Annotated in this window: 14 protein-coding genes and 2 pseudogenes; 6 read left to right on the top strand and 10 right to left on the bottom strand. The window is 70.6% G+C overall.

Features of this window, described 5'->3' with window-relative positions:
- Positions 1–38: 38 nt before the first annotated feature.
- Positions 39–1,481, bottom strand: a complete 1,443-nt coding sequence (locus ACT3S3_RS01760) for a YibE/F family protein (protein ID WP_444626090.1) — start codon at positions 1,479–1,481, stop codon at positions 39–41.
- A 162-nt stretch (positions 1,482–1,643) separates the two neighbouring features.
- On the opposite strand from ACT3S3_RS01760, the gene ACT3S3_RS01755 reads away from it, so the two are divergent.
- Together ACT3S3_RS01755 and ACT3S3_RS01750 are read left to right on the top strand one after the other, a co-directional pair.
- The gene (locus tag ACT3S3_RS01755) at positions 1,644–2,096 is read left to right on the top strand and encodes a hypothetical protein (protein ID WP_444626089.1); all 453 of its coding nucleotides are present in this window, start codon (positions 1,644–1,646) and stop codon (positions 2,094–2,096) included.
- Positions 2,096–2,320: a hypothetical protein gene (locus tag ACT3S3_RS01750; RefSeq protein ID WP_301443988.1), complete on the top strand. Its 225-nt coding sequence runs from the start codon at positions 2,096–2,098 to the stop codon at positions 2,318–2,320. The genes ACT3S3_RS01755 and ACT3S3_RS01750 overlap by 1 nt, the downstream gene beginning before the upstream one ends.
- 21 nt (positions 2,321–2,341) lie before the next feature.
- On the opposite strand, the gene ACT3S3_RS01745 is transcribed toward ACT3S3_RS01750, so the two are convergent.
- The 3 genes from ACT3S3_RS01745 to ACT3S3_RS01735 form a co-directional block, all read right to left on the bottom strand.
- Positions 2,342–2,476 (bottom strand): hypothetical protein, encoded by a 135-nt coding sequence (locus tag ACT3S3_RS01745; RefSeq protein ID WP_301443989.1) that lies wholly within the window; start codon positions 2,474–2,476, stop codon positions 2,342–2,344.
- Between the two features lie 149 nt (positions 2,477–2,625).
- Positions 2,626–3,861, bottom strand: a complete 1,236-nt coding sequence (locus tag ACT3S3_RS01740; protein WP_444626088.1) for a Dyp-type peroxidase — start codon at positions 3,859–3,861, stop codon at positions 2,626–2,628.
- The gene (locus ACT3S3_RS01735) at positions 3,848–4,465 is read right to left on the bottom strand and encodes a copper chaperone PCu(A)C (protein WP_444626087.1); all 618 of its coding nucleotides are present in this window, start codon (positions 4,463–4,465) and stop codon (positions 3,848–3,850) included. The genes ACT3S3_RS01740 and ACT3S3_RS01735 overlap by 14 nt, the downstream gene beginning before the upstream one ends.
- A 184-nt stretch (positions 4,466–4,649) precedes the next feature.
- On the opposite strand from ACT3S3_RS01735, the gene ACT3S3_RS01730 reads away from it, so the two are divergent.
- Positions 4,650–6,152: a PepSY-associated TM helix domain-containing protein gene (locus tag ACT3S3_RS01730; protein ID WP_444626085.1), complete on the top strand. Its 1,503-nt coding sequence runs from the start codon at positions 4,650–4,652 to the stop codon at positions 6,150–6,152.
- Here the strand turns inward: ACT3S3_RS01730 and ACT3S3_RS01725 are convergent.
- Together ACT3S3_RS01725 and ACT3S3_RS01720 are read right to left on the bottom strand one after the other, a co-directional pair.
- A pseudogene (locus ACT3S3_RS01725) lies at positions 6,133–7,493 on the bottom strand (L-serine ammonia-lyase). The gene ACT3S3_RS01730 and the pseudogene ACT3S3_RS01725 overlap by 20 nt on opposite strands.
- 44 nt (positions 7,494–7,537) lie before the next feature.
- Positions 7,538–8,737, bottom strand: a complete 1,200-nt coding sequence (locus tag ACT3S3_RS01720; protein ID WP_301443758.1) for an amidohydrolase — start codon at positions 8,735–8,737, stop codon at positions 7,538–7,540.
- Positions 8,738–8,833: 96 nt separating this feature from the next.
- On the opposite strand from ACT3S3_RS01720, the gene ACT3S3_RS01715 reads away from it, so the two are divergent.
- Both ACT3S3_RS01715 and ACT3S3_RS01710 read left to right on the top strand, forming a co-directional pair.
- Positions 8,834–9,847 (top strand): Lrp/AsnC family transcriptional regulator, encoded by a 1,014-nt coding sequence (locus ACT3S3_RS01715; protein ID WP_301443759.1) that lies wholly within the window; start codon positions 8,834–8,836, stop codon positions 9,845–9,847.
- Positions 9,848–10,030: 183 nt separating this feature from the next.
- Positions 10,031–11,433 (top strand): annotated as a pseudogene (locus tag ACT3S3_RS01710) (DUF3100 domain-containing protein).
- Positions 11,434–11,538: 105 nt separating this feature from the next.
- Here ACT3S3_RS01710 and ACT3S3_RS01705 read toward each other — a convergent pair.
- The 4 genes from ACT3S3_RS01705 to ACT3S3_RS01690 are packed head-to-tail and all read right to left on the bottom strand — an operon-like array spanning position 11,539 to position 15,231.
- A complete protein-coding gene (locus ACT3S3_RS01705; protein WP_444626083.1) occupies positions 11,539–12,297 on the bottom strand; it encodes a class I SAM-dependent methyltransferase in 759 nt (252 codons plus the stop codon).
- Positions 12,294–13,094 carry an ABC transporter ATP-binding protein gene (locus tag ACT3S3_RS01700; protein WP_444626081.1) on the bottom strand — a complete coding sequence of 267 codons (801 nt, stop codon included), beginning with the start codon at positions 13,092–13,094 and terminating at the stop codon, positions 12,294–12,296. Before ACT3S3_RS01700 ends, ACT3S3_RS01705 begins: the two co-directional genes overlap by 4 nt.
- Positions 13,091–14,095 carry an ABC transporter substrate-binding protein gene (locus ACT3S3_RS01695; RefSeq protein WP_444626079.1) on the bottom strand — a complete coding sequence of 335 codons (1,005 nt, stop codon included), beginning with the start codon at positions 14,093–14,095 and terminating at the stop codon, positions 13,091–13,093. The genes ACT3S3_RS01700 and ACT3S3_RS01695 overlap by 4 nt, the downstream gene beginning before the upstream one ends.
- Positions 14,092–15,231, bottom strand: coding sequence for a FecCD family ABC transporter permease (locus tag ACT3S3_RS01690; protein WP_444626077.1), 1,140 nt, complete (start codon positions 15,229–15,231; stop codon positions 14,092–14,094). Before ACT3S3_RS01690 ends, ACT3S3_RS01695 begins: the two co-directional genes overlap by 4 nt.
- A 117-nt stretch (positions 15,232–15,348) precedes the next feature.
- On the opposite strand from ACT3S3_RS01690, the gene ACT3S3_RS01685 reads away from it, so the two are divergent.
- Positions 15,349–16,287, top strand: coding sequence for a hypothetical protein (locus tag ACT3S3_RS01685; RefSeq protein WP_301444123.1), 939 nt, complete (start codon positions 15,349–15,351; stop codon positions 16,285–16,287).
- The last annotated feature ends 30 nt before the right edge of the window (positions 16,288–16,317 follow it).

Here is a 16,317-nt window from a genome sequence, read left to right as displayed (position 1 = left end):
GGCGGCAACACGGGTTGCCGGAACGGCACACGCGGGAATCAGTGCGACTGGGTCTGTTTCTGGGTCTGTTTCTGGCGCCACACCGACGACGTCGTCACCGCCGCGATCGCGGTGGTCAGCGGTACCGCGGCGACCAGCGCCAAGGAACCGGTGACCGAGCGCATCAGCTCGGTGGCCATGATGTCGGAGGTCAGGATGTGCCCGAGGTCGCGTCCGGACACGCTGAGCAGCACCAGCAGCGGCAGTGCGGCACCGGCGTAGGACAGCACCAGCGTGTACACCGTGGACGCCAGGTGGTCGCGTCCCACCCGCATCGCCGTGCCGAAGAGGCGCAGGTTCGAGGCGGTCGGGTCGAGCTGCCGCAGTTCGGCGATGGTGGAGGCCTGCGCCACGGTCACGTCGTTGAGCACACCCAGGGTGCCGATGATGAACCCGGCGAGCAGCAGCCCGCTGATCGACAGGCCGGGCAGGTACAGCATGATCTGCATGTTGTTCTCGTCGGCCAGCCCGCGCAGCTGGTTGGTGTCGATCGCCAGCCACGCCAGCGCGGTGCCCACCAGCATCGCCGCCAACGTGCCGCCGAGGGAGGACGCCGTCTTCCAGCTCATCCCGTGCACCAGGAACAACGCCAGGTACAGCACCGCCGAACACGCCGTGACCGCCAGCAGCACCGGGTCACCGCCACGCGCGAGGGCGGGCAGCAGGAAGACCCCGAAGATCCCGAGCGTGACCCCGAGCCCCAGGATCGAGCGGAAGCCGCGCCACGCACCGACCACCACGATCGCCACCACGGTGAGCAGCAGCCAGATCCACACCGGGGTGGTGCGCTCGTAGTCCTGGAAGCCGTAGGTGTGCGAGCCGTCCTCGGTGGTGCCGGTGGTCATCAGGATGTCCTGGCCCACGGGCAGCTCGGCGGACCCCTCGGAGTCGGTGACGGCGAGCAGGGTGCGGCGTCCCTCCTCGGGGCCGGACGTGATGTCCACGATGACCTGGTCGCATGTCGTGGCGTCCGCACCGTTGGCGCTGGGGTGCGCCGAGGGTGGGGAGGTGTCGAAGGACCGCCCGATCGACGGAGAGTTGCACGCCCCGGTGGTCTCCAGGGCGACGGTCCCGGTCGACACCTCCTGCGCCAGACCCGAGGTCTGGTGGAAGCTGTCGCCGGTCTCCGGCTCACCCTGCGGCCACTGCGCCACCACGGCCACGGCGGTGGCGACGAAACCGGCCACCAGGACGATGAACAGGATCGAGCGCGGAAGCGTCCAGGTGATCCGGCGCGGGTCGAGGTTGCGCGGGTGCATGCGCTCGCGCAGCGGACGGTCGTCGGACGGTCCGTGGCTGTGCACGTGGCTGTGACCGTGTGGACCGTGCGCGCCGTGCGGCGCCGCAGAGGCGTCGGACGCTACGTCGGACGCTGGGGCGTCCGGTGCGTCCTGCGCGTTCCTGTTCTTCCTCGCGGGGGCGGGGGCGTGGTGGCGTCCCAAGGTGTCGGCTGCTTTCTGTCGCGGGGATGGTGGGGTGTTCCGCACCTGAGGATAGCCGGGAGCAGGGCGGGCCACCGCAGTCCGCGGCGTCGGCGGGCGGGAGGCCGGTGCCCGCACCTCGCAGATATGACCCTGTCCACCGGAGAAGCTAATCTGGGAGACATGTCCACAATCAGCCATGTCCCGGCCGCGGCGGCCGACGGTGCCGGTGACGCCGGCACTCCTGCCGCGCCCGCACGGGAGCGGTCCGTGTCCGCCGCGGACCGGTTCATGCTCCGGCTGCTGCGCGTCAAGGAGATCGACCGGATCGACATGGAGGCCCTGGCCGGCGCACACCGCGCGTTCCGCTGGGCCATCGTGTTCTCCGCGGTGCGCTGCACGATCACCTACCTGCTGGTGCCGATCCTCGTGCCCGTCGTCAGCGCGGCGGGCATGGTCGCCACACCGCTCAGCATTACCCTGTGCGTGCTGGCCATGGTGAACGGGACGGTGAGCATGCGTCGGTTCTGGAAGACCGACCACAAGGGCAAATGGGTCTACACGTGGTTCATGGCGGTCATGTTCGTGATCCTCATCGGCACGGTCGTCTACGAGGTAATTGGGTTGGTGTCGTGATGTCGCAGTCGCAGTCTTTTGACGCGGAGAATCTGGAGGACGGGGAGTACGTCGAGGGGGCCGATAACGTCGACGACATCGACGACATCGACGACGCTGACGACGAGTGGGAGGAGTACGAGCGCCAGGAGATCCCCGGTTCCTCCACCGCCGACGTGGTGACATTGCTGTTCATGGCGGCGATGATCATCGCCACCGTCTTCTGCTTCGTCTTCCTGATGTGAGTGACGCCGGGCTGAACGGCGTCAGTCGTTGAGCAGCTCCCGGCACTGCTCGGCGGTGTTGGCCTCCAGGCACTCCGACCAGGCGATCTGCCCGTCGACCCACGGGTGGCTCGGCGTCTGCCCCTGGTTGAGTTGCCACATGTAGTTGTCGCACATGATCGCGGTGCCGTCGTGGGCTGGGGTGCCGGTTCGTCCACGACCTGAGTCCTCACCCCGCGTCGCGTGCCGGATTCGGGCCTCCCGTGCCACGGAACGCCCGGATCCTGTACACGACGCGGGGTCGGTCGGAATGAACCCAACCCCACTCACCCCAGCAGCGACTCGCCCCAGTACTCGTCCTCGGTCGTCCCGCCGGGCACGTGGAACACGGCGGAGCCGACGTGGGTGATCCACTCGTTCAGCCGGTCGCCGTCGGCGAGGCGGCGCTGCACCGGGATGAACGCGGTGTCCGGGTCGCGTTGGAAGCAGGTGAAGATCAGTCCGGTGTCGGAGAGGTCGATCAACGCGGCGTCCTGCAGGCCGGCGGGCCCGGCGGTGACGGGCAGGTCGTAGTTGTAGGCGCGGCGCAGCATGCGTTCGGCGTCGCCGTTGCGCGAGGTGGCCATCGCCACGTGGGAGTGGGTGTCGATCAGGGGCAGGCCGTCGTGGCCGAGTTTGTTCACGTCGACGTCGCTGAACTCGCCGCCGCCGCTCAGCGGGGCGCCCTCCACGATGGTGCGTCCCATGGCGACCTCGCGGGTGCCGCGGTCCACGGACTCCCACTCGGGCATGTCGAAGGCCACCCGGCGCACGATCATGCAGGTCCCGCCGTCGTCGTTCCACACCTGGGCGTCGAACTCGGCGTCGGAGCGCGGGTTGACGGTGCCGTCCTTGAAGCCGAAGAGGTTGCGCGGGGTGCCGGGGTCGCCGTCGTGCACGGGGATGTCGAGGAAGCCGGTCTGGCTCCAGGACGGCCGGGCGTGGTCGGCGCCGCCGCGCACGAGGACGCGAAGCGCGTGGGAGACGGTGGTGCGGTCGTCGCCGCAGATCTGCAGGACCACGTCGCGTCCGCCCCAGGTGTCGTCGAGGGCGTCGCCGGTGAAGTGGGGCAGGGGTTTCAGCCAGGACGGCGCCTTGTCGGCGATCCCGGCGGCCTCATAGAGTCCCCGGCCGAAGCCGCAGGTCACGGTGAGGTTCCCGGGGTCGCTGGCGAGCTCGGGTTCCAGGTCGGCGAGTACGGGGTCGCCGGAGCAGAGACGTCGGGCGTCACCGGTCCAGATGCGCAGCAGGCGTTGCACGGTGGTGCGGTCGGCACCGTCGCGCAGGGTGAACGCGACGGTGGTGTTGTGCGCCTGCGGCGCGGTCGCCACGCCGGACTGGTGTACCCCGTCGAAGGGCACGGAGGACGGCCCGGCCGCGCCGGACGCTGCGGCGTCCTGCGTCCCGCCGGCGTCCTGCGCGCAGGACGTGGTGACGGCGGCGGACGCGCCGAGCACGCCGAGAGTGCCGAGGCTTCCGAGGAAGCCGCGGCGGGTGACGCGGTGGGGACTAGTGCCCGGCATGCTCGTCGTGTTCAGCCGCATCGTCGGTGGCGTCGTCGGTATCGCCGGTGCCGTAGTCCTCGTGGGCGGACTGCTGCACGCGAACGGGGATGTCGGCGACCTCGTAGGTGGTGCCGTCCTCGGCGGTGAGGGTGAGGGTGAGGGCGTCGCCGGCGGCGATCTCGTCGTTGTTCTCCATGATCATGATGTGGCTGCCGCCGGGCTCCATCGTGATGCTGCCGTTGGCGGGCACGGTGAGGCCGTCCTCGGTCTCCTGCATGATGCCGTCGACGGTCTCGTGGAACTGGTAGACACCCTCCAGGTCACCGGTGACACGGGTGAGGTGGATGTCCTCGTCGGTGGTGTTGGTCAGCTCGCCGAAGACGGCGGTCATGGAGGTCTCGGTGTCCTTCGCGCCGACGTAGCCGTCGGTGAGGGTGAGCGCGTCCGTTGACTGGTCGTCGGACTGCTCGGCGGACTGGTCCGTGGTCGCCGACGCTGCACTGCTGGAGCTGCCTGCGCTGCTGTCGCCGCTGTCGTCGTCGTTGCCGCAGGCGGTGAGGCCGAGGGCGAGGACGCCGGCGAGGGAGGCGGCGGCGAGGCGTCGCGTCGTGGTGACGGTCATGGGAACACTCCTGGAAGGTGTGGAGGGAGTCGCTGTTGCGGGTCACACTACTAGTCGGTTCTATCGTCAGAAGAGTTCCGGACCGTCGCCGGGATCACGTCCGGGGGTGCTGCGGTGTGCCCGGTGACACCCCCACGGTGGGAGGGTCCGGAACCGGAGGGACCGTGGATCCGACAACTGCACCGTGACCCCAACTCTTCCTGACTCTCTCCGACCGCCCGGCCGCGCCACGTCGCGCACCGACGACCGCCAGGTGAACGGGCTGCTCAAGCGCCTGCACTTCTTCGCCGGGGTACTCTGCGCCCCGCTGATCCTCATCGCCTCGGTGACGGGTCTGCTCTACGCGTTCGCCCCCACGGTGGAGCAGGTGATGAACCACTCGATGCTCACCGCCGAGGCGCCGGAAGGTGCGGGAGCGGGTGAACGTCTGCCGGTCAGCGACCTGGTGGACACCGCGCAGGCCGAGCACCCGGACCTGGTGTTGGCAGGGGTACGCCTCGGCGACGACGACGAGACGACCCGCGTCCTGTTCACCGACCCGGAGCTGCCGGAGTCCACGGTGCAGGCGGTGTTCCTGGACCCGTGGACCGGCGAGGTCACCGGCGACACCACCCAGTACGGCAGTGCCGGGTCGTTGCCGTTGCGCCAGTGGATCGCCGAGGGCCACCGCACGGCGTGGCTGGGCGAACCGGGCCGGTTGTACTCGGAGACCGCGGCGAGCTGGCTGGGCGTGCTGGCCGTCGGCGGTGTGGTGATGTGGTGGCGGCGCCAGAAATCGGGCCAGAAGTCGGGCCGGGGGTCCACCGCCAGGCTGCGGGCGATGTTGCGCACTGGCGGTCGCGGACGCACGCGCACGATGCGCCTGCACGGGGCGACGGGCACCCTCGTGGCCGTGGGCATGGTGTTCCTCACGGTGACGGGGCTGACCTGGTCATCGGTGGCGGGCAGCACGATCGGGGACGTGCGGGAGAAGCTGAGCTGGGGTACGCCGTCGGTGTCGGCGTCGCTGCCGGGGATGCAGGACGCACCGGACGCACCGGACGCCGCCGGCACCGCTTCCGGTGGCCATGCCGGTCACGCCGGGCACGGCGTCGCTGCCGGGGCGTCCTCCCCGGTGCGGGTCAGCGGCCTGAACCAGGGTTCGGTCGACCGCGTCGCGGAGACGGCGGTGGAGGAGCTGCGCACGCCGGTGACGATCACCCCGCCGAGCGCGGAGGGGCAGGCGTGGACGGCGACGGAGGACCGGGTGGCCTACCGGCTGACCAACGACGCCGTGGCGATCGACTGGGCCACCGGTGAGGTGACCGAGCGTCTGGACTTCGCCGACTGGCCGGTGGCGGCCATGGCGACGGGCTGGCTGATCCAGCTGCACATGGGCACGCTGTTCGGCCTGCCGAACCAGCTGGTGCTCGGCGCGCTGGCGGCGGCGATCATCGCGATGGTGTGCTGGGGCTACGCGATGTGGTGGCGGCGCAGGCCCGCCGGACGCCTCGCCGGGCCGCCGCGTCGGGCAGGGTGGGAGCGTCCCACCGCCGGCACGGTGGTGCTCGTCGTCGCGCTGGTGGCCTACGGGTTCGTCGCCCCGCTGTTCGGGGTGACGTGCCTGGCGTTCGTGGCGGGCAGCGTGATCTGGGACAGGGTGGATGCGGCGCGCGAGGCGCGCGCGCTCAGCACTCCACCACGTTGACGGCCAGGCCGCCGCGGCTGGTCTCCTTGTACTTGTCGTTCATGTCCGCACCGGTCTCACGCATGGTCTGGATGACCGCGTCGAGGGAGACGATGTGGGAGCCGTCGCCGGCCAGCGCCAGGCGGGCGGCGGTGACGGCGGTGGACGCGGCCACGGCGTTGCGTTCGATGCAGGGGATCTGCACCAGCCCGCCGATGGGGTCGCAGGTCAGGCCGAGATGGTGTTCCACGGCGATCTCGGCGGCGTTCTCCACCTGGGCGGCGGTGCCGCCGCGCAGGTGGAGAAACCGGCGGCGGCCATCGCGCAGGCGGAGCCGACCTCGGCCTGGCAGCCGCCCTCGGCGCCGGAGATCGAGGCGTTGGCCTTGATCAGCGAGCCCACGGCGGCGGCGGTGAGCAGGAAGGTGCGCACGTCGCGCAGGGTGGCGTCCGGAGTGGTACGCCACATGTAGTGCAGGATGGCGGGGATGATGCCGGCGGCCCCGTTGGTGGGGGCGGTGACCACGCGTCCGCCGCCGGCGTTCTCCTTGTTGACGGCCAGGGCGTAGACGTGCAGCCAGGCGTCGACGGCGGAGGCCGGGTCGTCCTCCAGGCGGCGGCGCATCGCCGCGGCGCGTCGGGGGACGTGCAGGCGTCCGGGCAGGACGCCGTCGGTGTGCAGGCCGGCGTCCACGCAGGTGCGCATCGCCGCCCAGATGGCGTCGAGTCCGGCGGTGACCTCGTCGGGGTCGCGGCGGGCGCACTCGGCGGCCCAGGCGACGTCGGCGACGCTGCGCCCGTCGGTGCACAGGGCGAGGAGTTCGGCGGCGGTGCGGAAGCCCGGGCCGGCGCCGGCGCCGGCACCGTTGCCGGACGCTTCCTCGGTGACCTGTTCGCCGACGCGCTCGATGAATCCGCCACCGACGGAGAGGTAGGTCTCCTCCAGTGCAGGTTCGGCAGGTGCCTCCCCGTCCGTCCACGCCTGCAGCACCATGGTGTTGGGGTGGCGCAGGCCGGAGGACGGTGGGTTGAGAACCACGTCGTCACGGGTGAAGGGCACGTCCACGGTGCCGTCGACCAGCAGGTGGGAGTCGTCGTTCAGCCTGCCCCAAGCACCGCGGACGGCGTCGGGGTCGCACGTCTCCGGCTGCGCGCCGGCGAGCCCGGCGACCGCGGCGTCCGGCGTCCCGTGGCCGTGACCGGTCGCCGACAGTGACCCGTAGAGCTGCACGCGCACCCGCGTGAGGCCCGGCAGGGCGGCGGCGCGGCGTGCGAAGTCCGCACCGGCGCGCATCGGTCCCACGGTGTGGGACGATGACGGGCCGATGCCGATGGAGAACAGGTCGAGTGCGGAGACGTACACCGACGTGATCGACGTGGCTGACGTGATCGACGTAGCTGACATCGTCAGGACTCTACCGTGGTGGCACCCACGGGCCGCGCCGCCTGGCGGGCCAGCAGGTCAGCCCTGGTTTCGGGGGTAGTTGCCACGGTGGCGGCGGCCAGGGCGAGCCCCTTGGCCGCCACGATCGCGGCCTCGTCGCCGGCGGGGGTGGCCGCGGCGGCGGCGAAACCGACGGTGTGCGGCGGGGCCTCGTGGCCGAGCAGGGAGATCATCGGGTGGATCGAGGGGACGACCTGGGAGACGTTGCCCATGTCGGTGGACCCGCCGACGTTGCCGGGGTGCGCGGCGACGGTGCGTCCCAGGTCGACCAGGGCGGTGTTCCAGGCGTCGGCGAGCAGCGGCTCCTGCACCAGGCTGGCGTAGCGCGGCTCGGTCGGCTCGCACTCCCAGGAGCAGCCGGAGGCCAGGGCGCCGGCCTCGAAGCAGTCCATCACCCGGCGCTTGGCGTCCTCCAGGATGTCCATGTCGAAGGCGCGGACCTCGGCGTCGACCTCGGTGTGGTCCGGGATGATGTTGGTGACGTGCCCGCCCTCGGTGAGTACGCCGGCCACGCGCACGGAGTCGGCGAGCTGCTGGCGCAGCAGGCCGATGCTGGTCAGGGCGATCGTCGCGGCGTCGAGGGCGTTGACACCCTTCTGCGGGGCGGCCGCGGCGTGGGCGGGTGTGCCGGTGTAGGTGACCTTGAACCGGTCGACGGCCTGGCTGGTGAAGTCGCTGCAGCGGGCGTCGGCACCGTCGCCGGCGTCCTGGCCGCCGTGGACCATCAGCGAGATCGTGGCGTCCTCCCAGGCGCCCTCGCGCAGCATGAGCACCTTGCCGCCGCCGTGCTCCTCGGCGGGCGTGCCGAGGAGTTTGACCCGGATGCTGGCCTCGTCGGCGATCTCCGCCAGACCCAGGGCCGCGCCGAGCCCGGCGGTGGCGATGATGTTGTGGCCGCAGGCGTGGCCGATGGACGGCAGGGCGTCGTACTCGGCGCAGACGGCGACGACGAACTCGCCACTGCCGTAGGTGGCCTCGATGGCGGTGTCGAGGCCGTAGACGCCGACGGTCACGTCGAAGCCGGCGTCGCGCAGTTCGGCGGCGACGAGGGCGGCGGAGTCGTGCTCGGCGAAGGCGAGTTCCGGGTTGGCGTGCAGTGTGTGGCTGATCTCCAGCAGACGGTCGCGGTGGGCGTCGATGCGTGCGGTGACGTTCTCGTTCATGGGTGCTCCTGGGCGGTACGGCGGTGGGGCGGTGTTACGGGGCTAAGGTAGTGAACACGATCAATTCTGGCGGTACGGGGCAGGGAAGTGACGAAAATGGACGACAACACGCAGGAAATGGGTCTCAGCACCCTCGACGAGCGCATTGTTCACGCGCTCCAGGTCGCCCCGCGCGCACCGTGGGCGGCGTTGGCGCCGGTGGTGGGCGCGGACCCGGTGACCCTGGCGCGGCGGTGGGCGCAGCTGCGCGCCGACGGGGTGGTGTACGTGACCGGCTACGGCGGCGACGCGGACGCGGTCATCGCCCTGATCGAGATCGAGTGCCGTCCGGAACGCACCGTCGACGTCGCTGACGCGCTGGTCGCCGAGCGGAGTGCGTTCACCATCGACTTCACCGCCGGCGCGCGCGACATCATGGTCACCCTGCAGACCCAGGGCACCACCGGTCTGGCGGACTGGACGCTGGACCGGGTGCGCCGCCTCGACGGGGTGCGGCGGGTGCGCACCCACCTGGTGTCGCAGATCGTCACCGACGCGCGCGAGTGGCAGCTGCGGGCCCTGTCGAAGGACGAGGTCGCCGAGATCCACCGGCGGGTGCGTCCGGCGACCTCGCCGACGATGCCGCGGCTCAGTACCGCCGAACGAGCCGGTGTGCTGGAAGCCCTGGCGGTGGACGGTCGGGCGTCCACCGCCGACATCGCCGCGGCGGCGGGCATCACCGCGCGTAAGGCCCGTGAGGCCGTCGCCGCGTTGACCTCGACCGACCGCTACATCATCCGGGTCGACGTGGCCCGGGCCCGCACGCCGTGGCCGGTGTCGGTGTGGTACTTCCTGCAGGTCTCCGCGGACAAGCTGGCGAAGGTCGGCCCGCTGCTTAGCCGTATCGACGAGGTGCGTCTGGTTGTCACCGCGACCGGTGAGTACAACGTGATCATGGCGGCGTGGCTGCGGTCCCTGCTGGACGTCAACCGGCTGGAGGCGGTGCTCGAGGAGCGGCTGCCCGGGGTGCGCATCGTGGACCGGTCGGTGGTGCTGCGTTCGCTGAAGCATCTCGGCCACGTGCTCGACGCCGACGGTGACGCGACAGGGCGTACCGTCCCCGTCCCGTGAGGTGTTTCCTGCCTGATCCTGCAATTGCTCCTTGATTCGCGGTCATATCCTGCATCCCGGACGCACACCGGGGCATGGTCGAGTACTTTCGCGCCATCCCCGCGCGTCGGGGACGGGCGGCCGCAAGGATGACGACCACGGCCCTCACACCGCAGGAACTCACCACGAGAAGAGAACGAAGCCATGAGCGAGACACCACCGGCACAACCGACCCCGCCGACACCACCGGCCGCCACCACGACGACCGACACCACGCAGGACGCCGCGGCGCCGCCGCGCATCATCGCCCCGGGGCTGCGCGACCGCGGCCTGTGGCTGGTCGGCGGGCTGATCGTGGTCATCGCCGCGGTCGCCCAGGCCATCGGCACGCTCGAGATCTCCCTCGGTGTCGCCGCACTGACACTGTTGCCGATGATCTGGGCGCTGGCGATGGGGGTGGTGGTGTCGGTGCAGCGAGTACGCCCGCTGCCGGTCGACCTGCAGCACGTGGCGAACGTGATCATGGGTGTGGCGGTGCTCGTCCTCGTCGCCCGGTTGTCCTTCACCCTGGGCCCGAACATCCCCTTCCTGCTGGACGCCGGCCCGGCGCTGCTGCTGCAGGAGGTGGGCAACATCATCGGCCCGATCTGCCTGGCCCTGCCGCTGGCGGTGATGCTGCGCATGGGCTCGGCGACGGTCGGCGCCACGTTCTCCATCGACCGTGAGGGCGCCTTCGCCATGGTCACGGAACGTTTCGGCACGAACTCGCAGCAGTACCGCGGCGTGCTGTCGATGTACATCTTCGGCTCGGTGTTCGGTGCGGTGATCATCAGCATGATCGCCTCGTTGGCCTCCTCGCTGGGCATCTTCGACTGGCGGGCGCGGGCGTGGGTTCGGGCTCGATGATGGCCGCCGGGTCGGCCTCGGTGACCGCGGCGCACCCGGAGTTCGCCGACCAGATCCTGGCGTTGAGCACCACGGCGAACCTCATCGCCTCGATCGCCGGGGTGTACCTGGGCATGTGGGTGGCCCTGCCGCTGGCGGACCGTTTCTACCGCTTCCTCACGCGGCGCCAGGGTGACGATGAGCCAGGCGCGACATCGGCGCCGTCGTCGAAGGCCCTGAAGTCCTCCGAGGCGCTGGCCACCGCGGTGACGGAGGCCCCGCTGGTCAAGCTGCCGTTGTGGGTGTCGCTGCTGATCATCAGCGTCGCCGGTGTGGTGGTGTCGGTGGTGTCCTCGGGGAGTTTCTCCTGGGACATGGTCCTGACCTTCGTGGCGATCAGCCTGTTGACCGCCGCGGGTATCGGGGTGGCGAAGCTCACGCGCGGCAAACTGCCGGCGATCATCGTGGTGATCACGGTGGGCACGTTGCTGACCGTGCCGGCCTCCCCGGTGGCACCGTGGTTGCTGGAGGTGTCCTCCAGCGTGGACTTCCTGTCGGTGATCACCATGATGCTGGCGGTCGCGGGTCTGAGCATCGGCAAGGACATCCCGCTGCTGCGCCAGATCGGCTGGAAGATCATCCCGGTGGGCATCGTCGTGATCGTCTCGACCTACCTGGCATCGACGATGATCGCCGAGGGTGTCCTGCGCTTCATCGGGTAGGGAAGAACCCCCGTCAGATCACCTGTCACCTGAGTCATGCCCCAGGTAGAAAAACCGCCGTTCTTCTACCTGGGGCATGACTCAGCTGACATTGGCCCTAAGCCATCAGCCCCGCGCCGTGACCACCACGTGCGGGCGTGACTCGTGTCCGGGTGCGACTCCGAAACGCCGGTCGAGCTCGGCAACCTCGGGCAGCGGGTCGACCTCCACGGAGGCAAACCCGGCCTCGCGGAAGACCGCACCGAATTCGGCGGTGTCGGCGGCGGTGGCCAGCGGTAACGCGTCGAGGGTGGAGGTGGAGTAGGTGCGGGTGAAGGCGTCCTCCCCGTCCGCGGAGGGGACCTTCATCGACGGGTCGACACCGTGGGGGAACCAGGTGGCGTCCACGGCGACAACGACCCCGCCGGGGCGCAGCATCCGTCGCCACGCCCGTGCCGCGGCAACCGGGTCGGGCAGCGTCCATAGGACGTAGCGGCTCACCACGGCATCAACGCTGGCTACGCCGTCAACCCCTCCGACCTGCGGGTCGTGGGCGTCGCCGACGTCGAACCGCGCACCACCGCCGGACGCCCCGGCCACCGCGATCATCCCCGCCGAACTGTCCACCCCGGTAACCCGGTGCCCGGCGGACGCCAGCAGGTTGGCGAGGTACCCGGAGCCGGTGCCCACGTCGAGCACGTCGAGCACGTCGAGTACGTCCGGCGCCTCGCCGCCCCGGGCGCCTCCCAGCCGGGACCCGAACACCGTCGACCACAGTTGCCGGTCCAGCGGCGCGCGCGGCCCGCTGACCTGGTGGTCGTGGTAGTCGGCGGCGCGTCCAGACCAGTAGGAATCCAGCTGGGACTGCAGGATGGATACGCTCACGGCCGGCCCACCAGTCCGCGGTCGGTGGCACGGTCACTACTGCGGGGGAAGACGAGGGTGATCTCGCCGTCGATGTCCACCCGTGTCACGCGCCTCCCGTAGACGGGTTCCAGGACGGTGGGGACGAGCACCTCGTCCGGGGTTCCCTCGGCGACGACAACGCCACGGTCCAGGACCACGATGTGGGTGCAGTAGCGCGCGGCGAGGTTGAGGTCGTGCAGCACGACCGCGCAGCCGGGCAGTCCGGCGACGAGTTCGAGGATCTCGTGCTGGTAGCGCACGTCGAGGTGGTTGGTGGGTTCGTCGAGCAGGATGTGGCGGGTCTGCTGGGCCAGTGCGCGGGCGATGAGGGCGCGTTGGCGTTCGCCGCCGGAGAGTTCGGCGAGGTCGCGCCGGGCGAGGTCGGTCATGCCGACAGCGTCGAGGGCGCCGGTGACCACGGCACGGTCGTGGTCGCTGGTGCGCGGCAGGCGTCCCTGGTGCGGCAGGCGGCCGAGGGTGACCAGGTCGGCGACGCTCATCGGCATGCCGGAGGACGTCGCGTCACGCTCCTGGGCGACGACGGCGACCGCGCGCGCCACGTCCCGATGTCGGGCCGTGTGCAGGTCGGAACCGTCGAGCAGGACGCGCCCGCTGCTCGGCGTCACCGAGCCGTAGAGTGCGCGCAGCAGGGTGGTCTTGCCGGAGCCGTTGGGCCCGACCAGGCCCACGGTGCCCTCGTCGGGCACGGTGAGGTCCACCCCGGCGAGTGCGCGGGTGGCGCCGAAGTCGACGTGCACGTTCTCGGCGGTGATCACGGGTTCTCCTGCAGGTAGGTGGTGAGTTTCTCCAGGCCGTCCACGGCCAGCGGGGTGGGCGGTTCGGCGTAGTTGAGCAGCATCGGCAGGATGTGCCGGGAACGTCCGGCGGTGGTGCGGTCGATGCCGGGAATCTGGTTGACGGCGTCGAGCACCTGCTCCTCCCCACCGTCGGAGTGCAGGGCGAGGATCACGTCCGGGTTGCGCTCCACGATGTCCTCGGCGGTGACCTCGAAGACGCGGTCGGCCTGGTCGCCGTAGACGTTGGATGCCCCGGTGGAGGCGACGATCGGGGCGGCCATGGACCCGGCGCCGTAGGCGTAGGTCACGCCGCCGCCGACGGTGGGGTACAGCACGGCGACGCTGCGTCCTGCCGCGGCGTGGGAGGCCGCCTCCTCCTCGACGGCGGCGAGCCGGGCGCGCAGGTCGTCGACGGTGGATGCCGCGACGTCCTGCCGGTCGAAGACGGTGCCGTAGAGTCCGACCTGGTCCCAGACGTCGTCCCAGGTGACGGGCCCGTCGATGGCGTCGCAGAAGGCGGGTTCCTCGATCAGCGGGATGTCGGAGCTGGCCAGGGTCTGCCGGTTGACGGTGTCGGTCTCGCCGAGCACGAGGTCGGGGGCGGCGGCGACGACCTCCTCGCGGGAGATCTGCAGGTGGCCGGACTCGTCGGTCTTGTCGGTGATCGAGGGGATGTCCGCCAGCGCCTGGTTGGTGGCGTCGTCGAAGTACTCCTCGGGGTACTGGCCGGCGCGGTTGCCGACCCGGTCGAGCACACCGAGGTCGGCGAGGGTGGTCACGGCGGCAGGTTTGAGCAGGGTGACGTTGTCCGGCGGGCCGTCGAGGGTGACGGTGTCGCCGCAGTTCTCCACGGAGATCGCGGCGTCCCCGGCGCCGTCGGTGCTGCCGTTGCCGCCGCTGCCGCAGGACGCGAGCAGCAGGGAGGACGCCAGGACCAGCGTGGTGGTCACGGTGGGCGCAGTGGTTGCGGGGCATTTCATGGGGCGACTCCGTGGTGCATGCGGCGGACGAGGATGAGCAGGAAGGGTGCGCCGACGAGGGCGGTGATGATGCCGACAGGGATCTCCTGCGGGGCGAGCAGGGTGCGCGAGCCGATGTCGGCCCAGCACAGCAGGACCGCGCCGAGCAGTGCGCTGACCGGGATGACGGCGCGGTGGGCACCGCCGACGAGGCGTCGGGCGAGGTGCGGGACGACCAGGCCCACGAAGCCGATGGAGCCGGCCATCGCCACCACGGTCCCCACCAGCAGGCACGACAGCACGAGCAGCAGGATGCGCATGCGTTCGGGGTTCACGCCGAGGGTGAGGGCGGTGTCGTCGCCGGCGGTGAGGGCGTCGAGGCGGGGGCCGAGGACGAGCAGCAGTGCGGTGACCACCAGAACGACCACCACCACGGCGGCCAGGGGGCCGGACCAGGACGCCAGGCCGAGGGAACCGAGCAGCCAGAACATCACCGAGCGCGAGGACTCGGCGGAGTCGGAGGCGAAGATCAGGAAGCTGGTCAGCGCGGACAGGGCGTAGCCGATGGCGACGCCGGCCATGATCAGGCGGGTCGGGGTGATGCGCCCGCCGGAGCGGGCGACGCCGAAGACGACGAAGGACGCGACGACGGCGCCGAGGAAGGCGCTGGTCTGCAGGACGTAGTCGCCGAGGCCGGCACCCATCCCCGTCCCTACGCCGGTAAGGATGGCGGTCGCGGCGCCGACGGAGGCGCCGGAGTTCACACCGAGGACGTAGGGGTCGGCGAGGATGTTGCGCACGGTGGCCTGCAGGACGACCCCGGCGACGGCGAGGCCGGCACCGACGGCGGCCCCGAGGACGGCCCGCGGTGCGCGGATCGTCCAGATGACGGCGTCGTGCCGGGCGAGGTCCGTGCCGCCCTGCACCTCCAACCCGGTGCCGAGCAGGTGGTGGGTGAGGATGCGTGCGGAGTCGGCCGGGGAGACGGACACCGAGCCGAAGCCGACGCTGAAGACGAGCGTGACCAGCAGCGCGACGGTGAGTGCCGCGGTCCAGGAGAGCACGCGCCGACGTGCGGCGGCGTGGCCGAGGATATCGCTGCCGGCGCGTCCTGCGCGTTCGGCGGCACTGCTCCCGGGGGATTCTGTGGTGGTCACGGGGGATCACGCTACCGGCCGGAGAGCCTCGTTTGCACATTCAAGGGACTGTTTGAATGAAGGTTTTACCTGCTGGAAACACGGCGGGTCCGATACCCCGTAGGGTATGTTTGTTCTGTGAGTGAAAATCCATTCAGTGGTGACGGGCGGGGAGCCCAGGGTGCGTCGGGGATCTCCCGGAGGCAGGCGAGGGCGATCATCGTGCTTCTCGGCGCGATCGTGGTGCTGGCGGTGGCTGGCCTGGGGGTGTGGTTCGTCCGGCAGGGCGGAGGTGGGGACGACGCGTCCGCAGGGACGGGCGCCGACGCAGACACGGTCCGTGTCGATGAGGTCGATGAGGTCGATGAGGTCGATGAGGTCGGCGAACTGCCTGCTGAACCGGAGATGGACTCGGTCGCGCTCCTCGAGTCGGCGGGTGTCGAGAGCGTCAACCCTGCGCCGGTCCCGGAGCCGGTCGAGGCCTGGGGCGACTACACGACGTACCGGTCGTGGTCGGGGACGCTCCGTGTCTTCGAGAACGGCGATCCGACACCGCTGCCCGACGAGGACCACGGACGTTTCCCGGCGACGATGAACGCCTGTGGATTGTCGATCTACCTGGTGACCTTCCGTTCGGTGAACGAGGACATCCTGCTCGACGCCCAACTGCTCAACGCCGCCAACACCGTCAGCGCGAGTGAGACTCTCTCCGACGGTTGGATCCTCTCGACGAACTGCATGACGCCCCAGTTCGCCGTCTCCACTTCGACGGGCATCTCGAACCTCGGTGACGTGGCCTACGACGTCACCGAGTACCGGCAGTCGTCGGTGGCGCAACCTGCCGCGGCCCCGGTGGAGGAGCCGGTGGTCGCCGAGGTGCCGGTCGTCGCGGAGCCGACCCTCGTCGAGTGCGAGGACGGTCTGACGATCATGGGGCTGTACAGCGACGGGATCTGGCGTTCGACCCAGGAATGCGACACCCCGGAGCACCGGCGGTCTGCACAGGCCGAGGGGGTCTGCGGTGGTCTCTACGGCAGGGAGGAACAACCGGAGCTCTGGGCGGAACTCTGCCAGTGAGGCACGCGGCGCCCTTGACGACTCTTTATG

Origin of the sequence: Corynebacterium sp. AOP40-4SA-5 (assembly GCF_052377355.1) — a bacterium.
GTDB lineage: Bacteria > Actinomycetota > Actinomycetes > Mycobacteriales > Mycobacteriaceae > Corynebacterium.
Note: the sequence above shows the minus strand (reverse complement) of the source record. Positions and strands in the feature narration are given on the sequence as shown.

Excerpts from the sequence above, each read along its gene's own strand:
- ACT3S3_RS01755 (WP_444626089.1), top strand. The coding sequence starts at position 1,644 with ATGTCCACAATCAGCCATGTCCCGGCCGCGGCGGCCGACGGTGCCGGT.
- ACT3S3_RS01750 (WP_301443988.1), top strand. The coding sequence starts at position 2,096 with ATGTCGCAGTCGCAGTCTTTTGACGCGGAGAATCTGGAGGACGGGGAG.
- ACT3S3_RS01720 (WP_301443758.1), bottom strand. The coding sequence starts at position 8,737 with ATGAACGAGAACGTCACCGCACGCATCGACGCCCACCGCGACCGTCTG.
- ACT3S3_RS01740 (WP_444626088.1), bottom strand. The coding sequence starts at position 3,861 with ATGCCGGGCACTAGTCCCCACCGCGTCACCCGCCGCGGCTTCCTCGGA.
- ACT3S3_RS01695 (WP_444626079.1), bottom strand. The coding sequence starts at position 14,095 with ATGAAATGCCCCGCAACCACTGCGCCCACCGTGACCACCACGCTGGTC.
- ACT3S3_RS01745 (WP_301443989.1), bottom strand. The coding sequence starts at position 2,476 with ATGTGCGACAACTACATGTGGCAACTCAACCAGGGGCAGACGCCGAGC.
- ACT3S3_RS01715 (WP_301443759.1), top strand. The coding sequence starts at position 8,834 with ATGGACGACAACACGCAGGAAATGGGTCTCAGCACCCTCGACGAGCGC.
- ACT3S3_RS01735 (WP_444626087.1), bottom strand. The coding sequence starts at position 4,465 with ATGACCGTCACCACGACGCGACGCCTCGCCGCCGCCTCCCTCGCCGGC.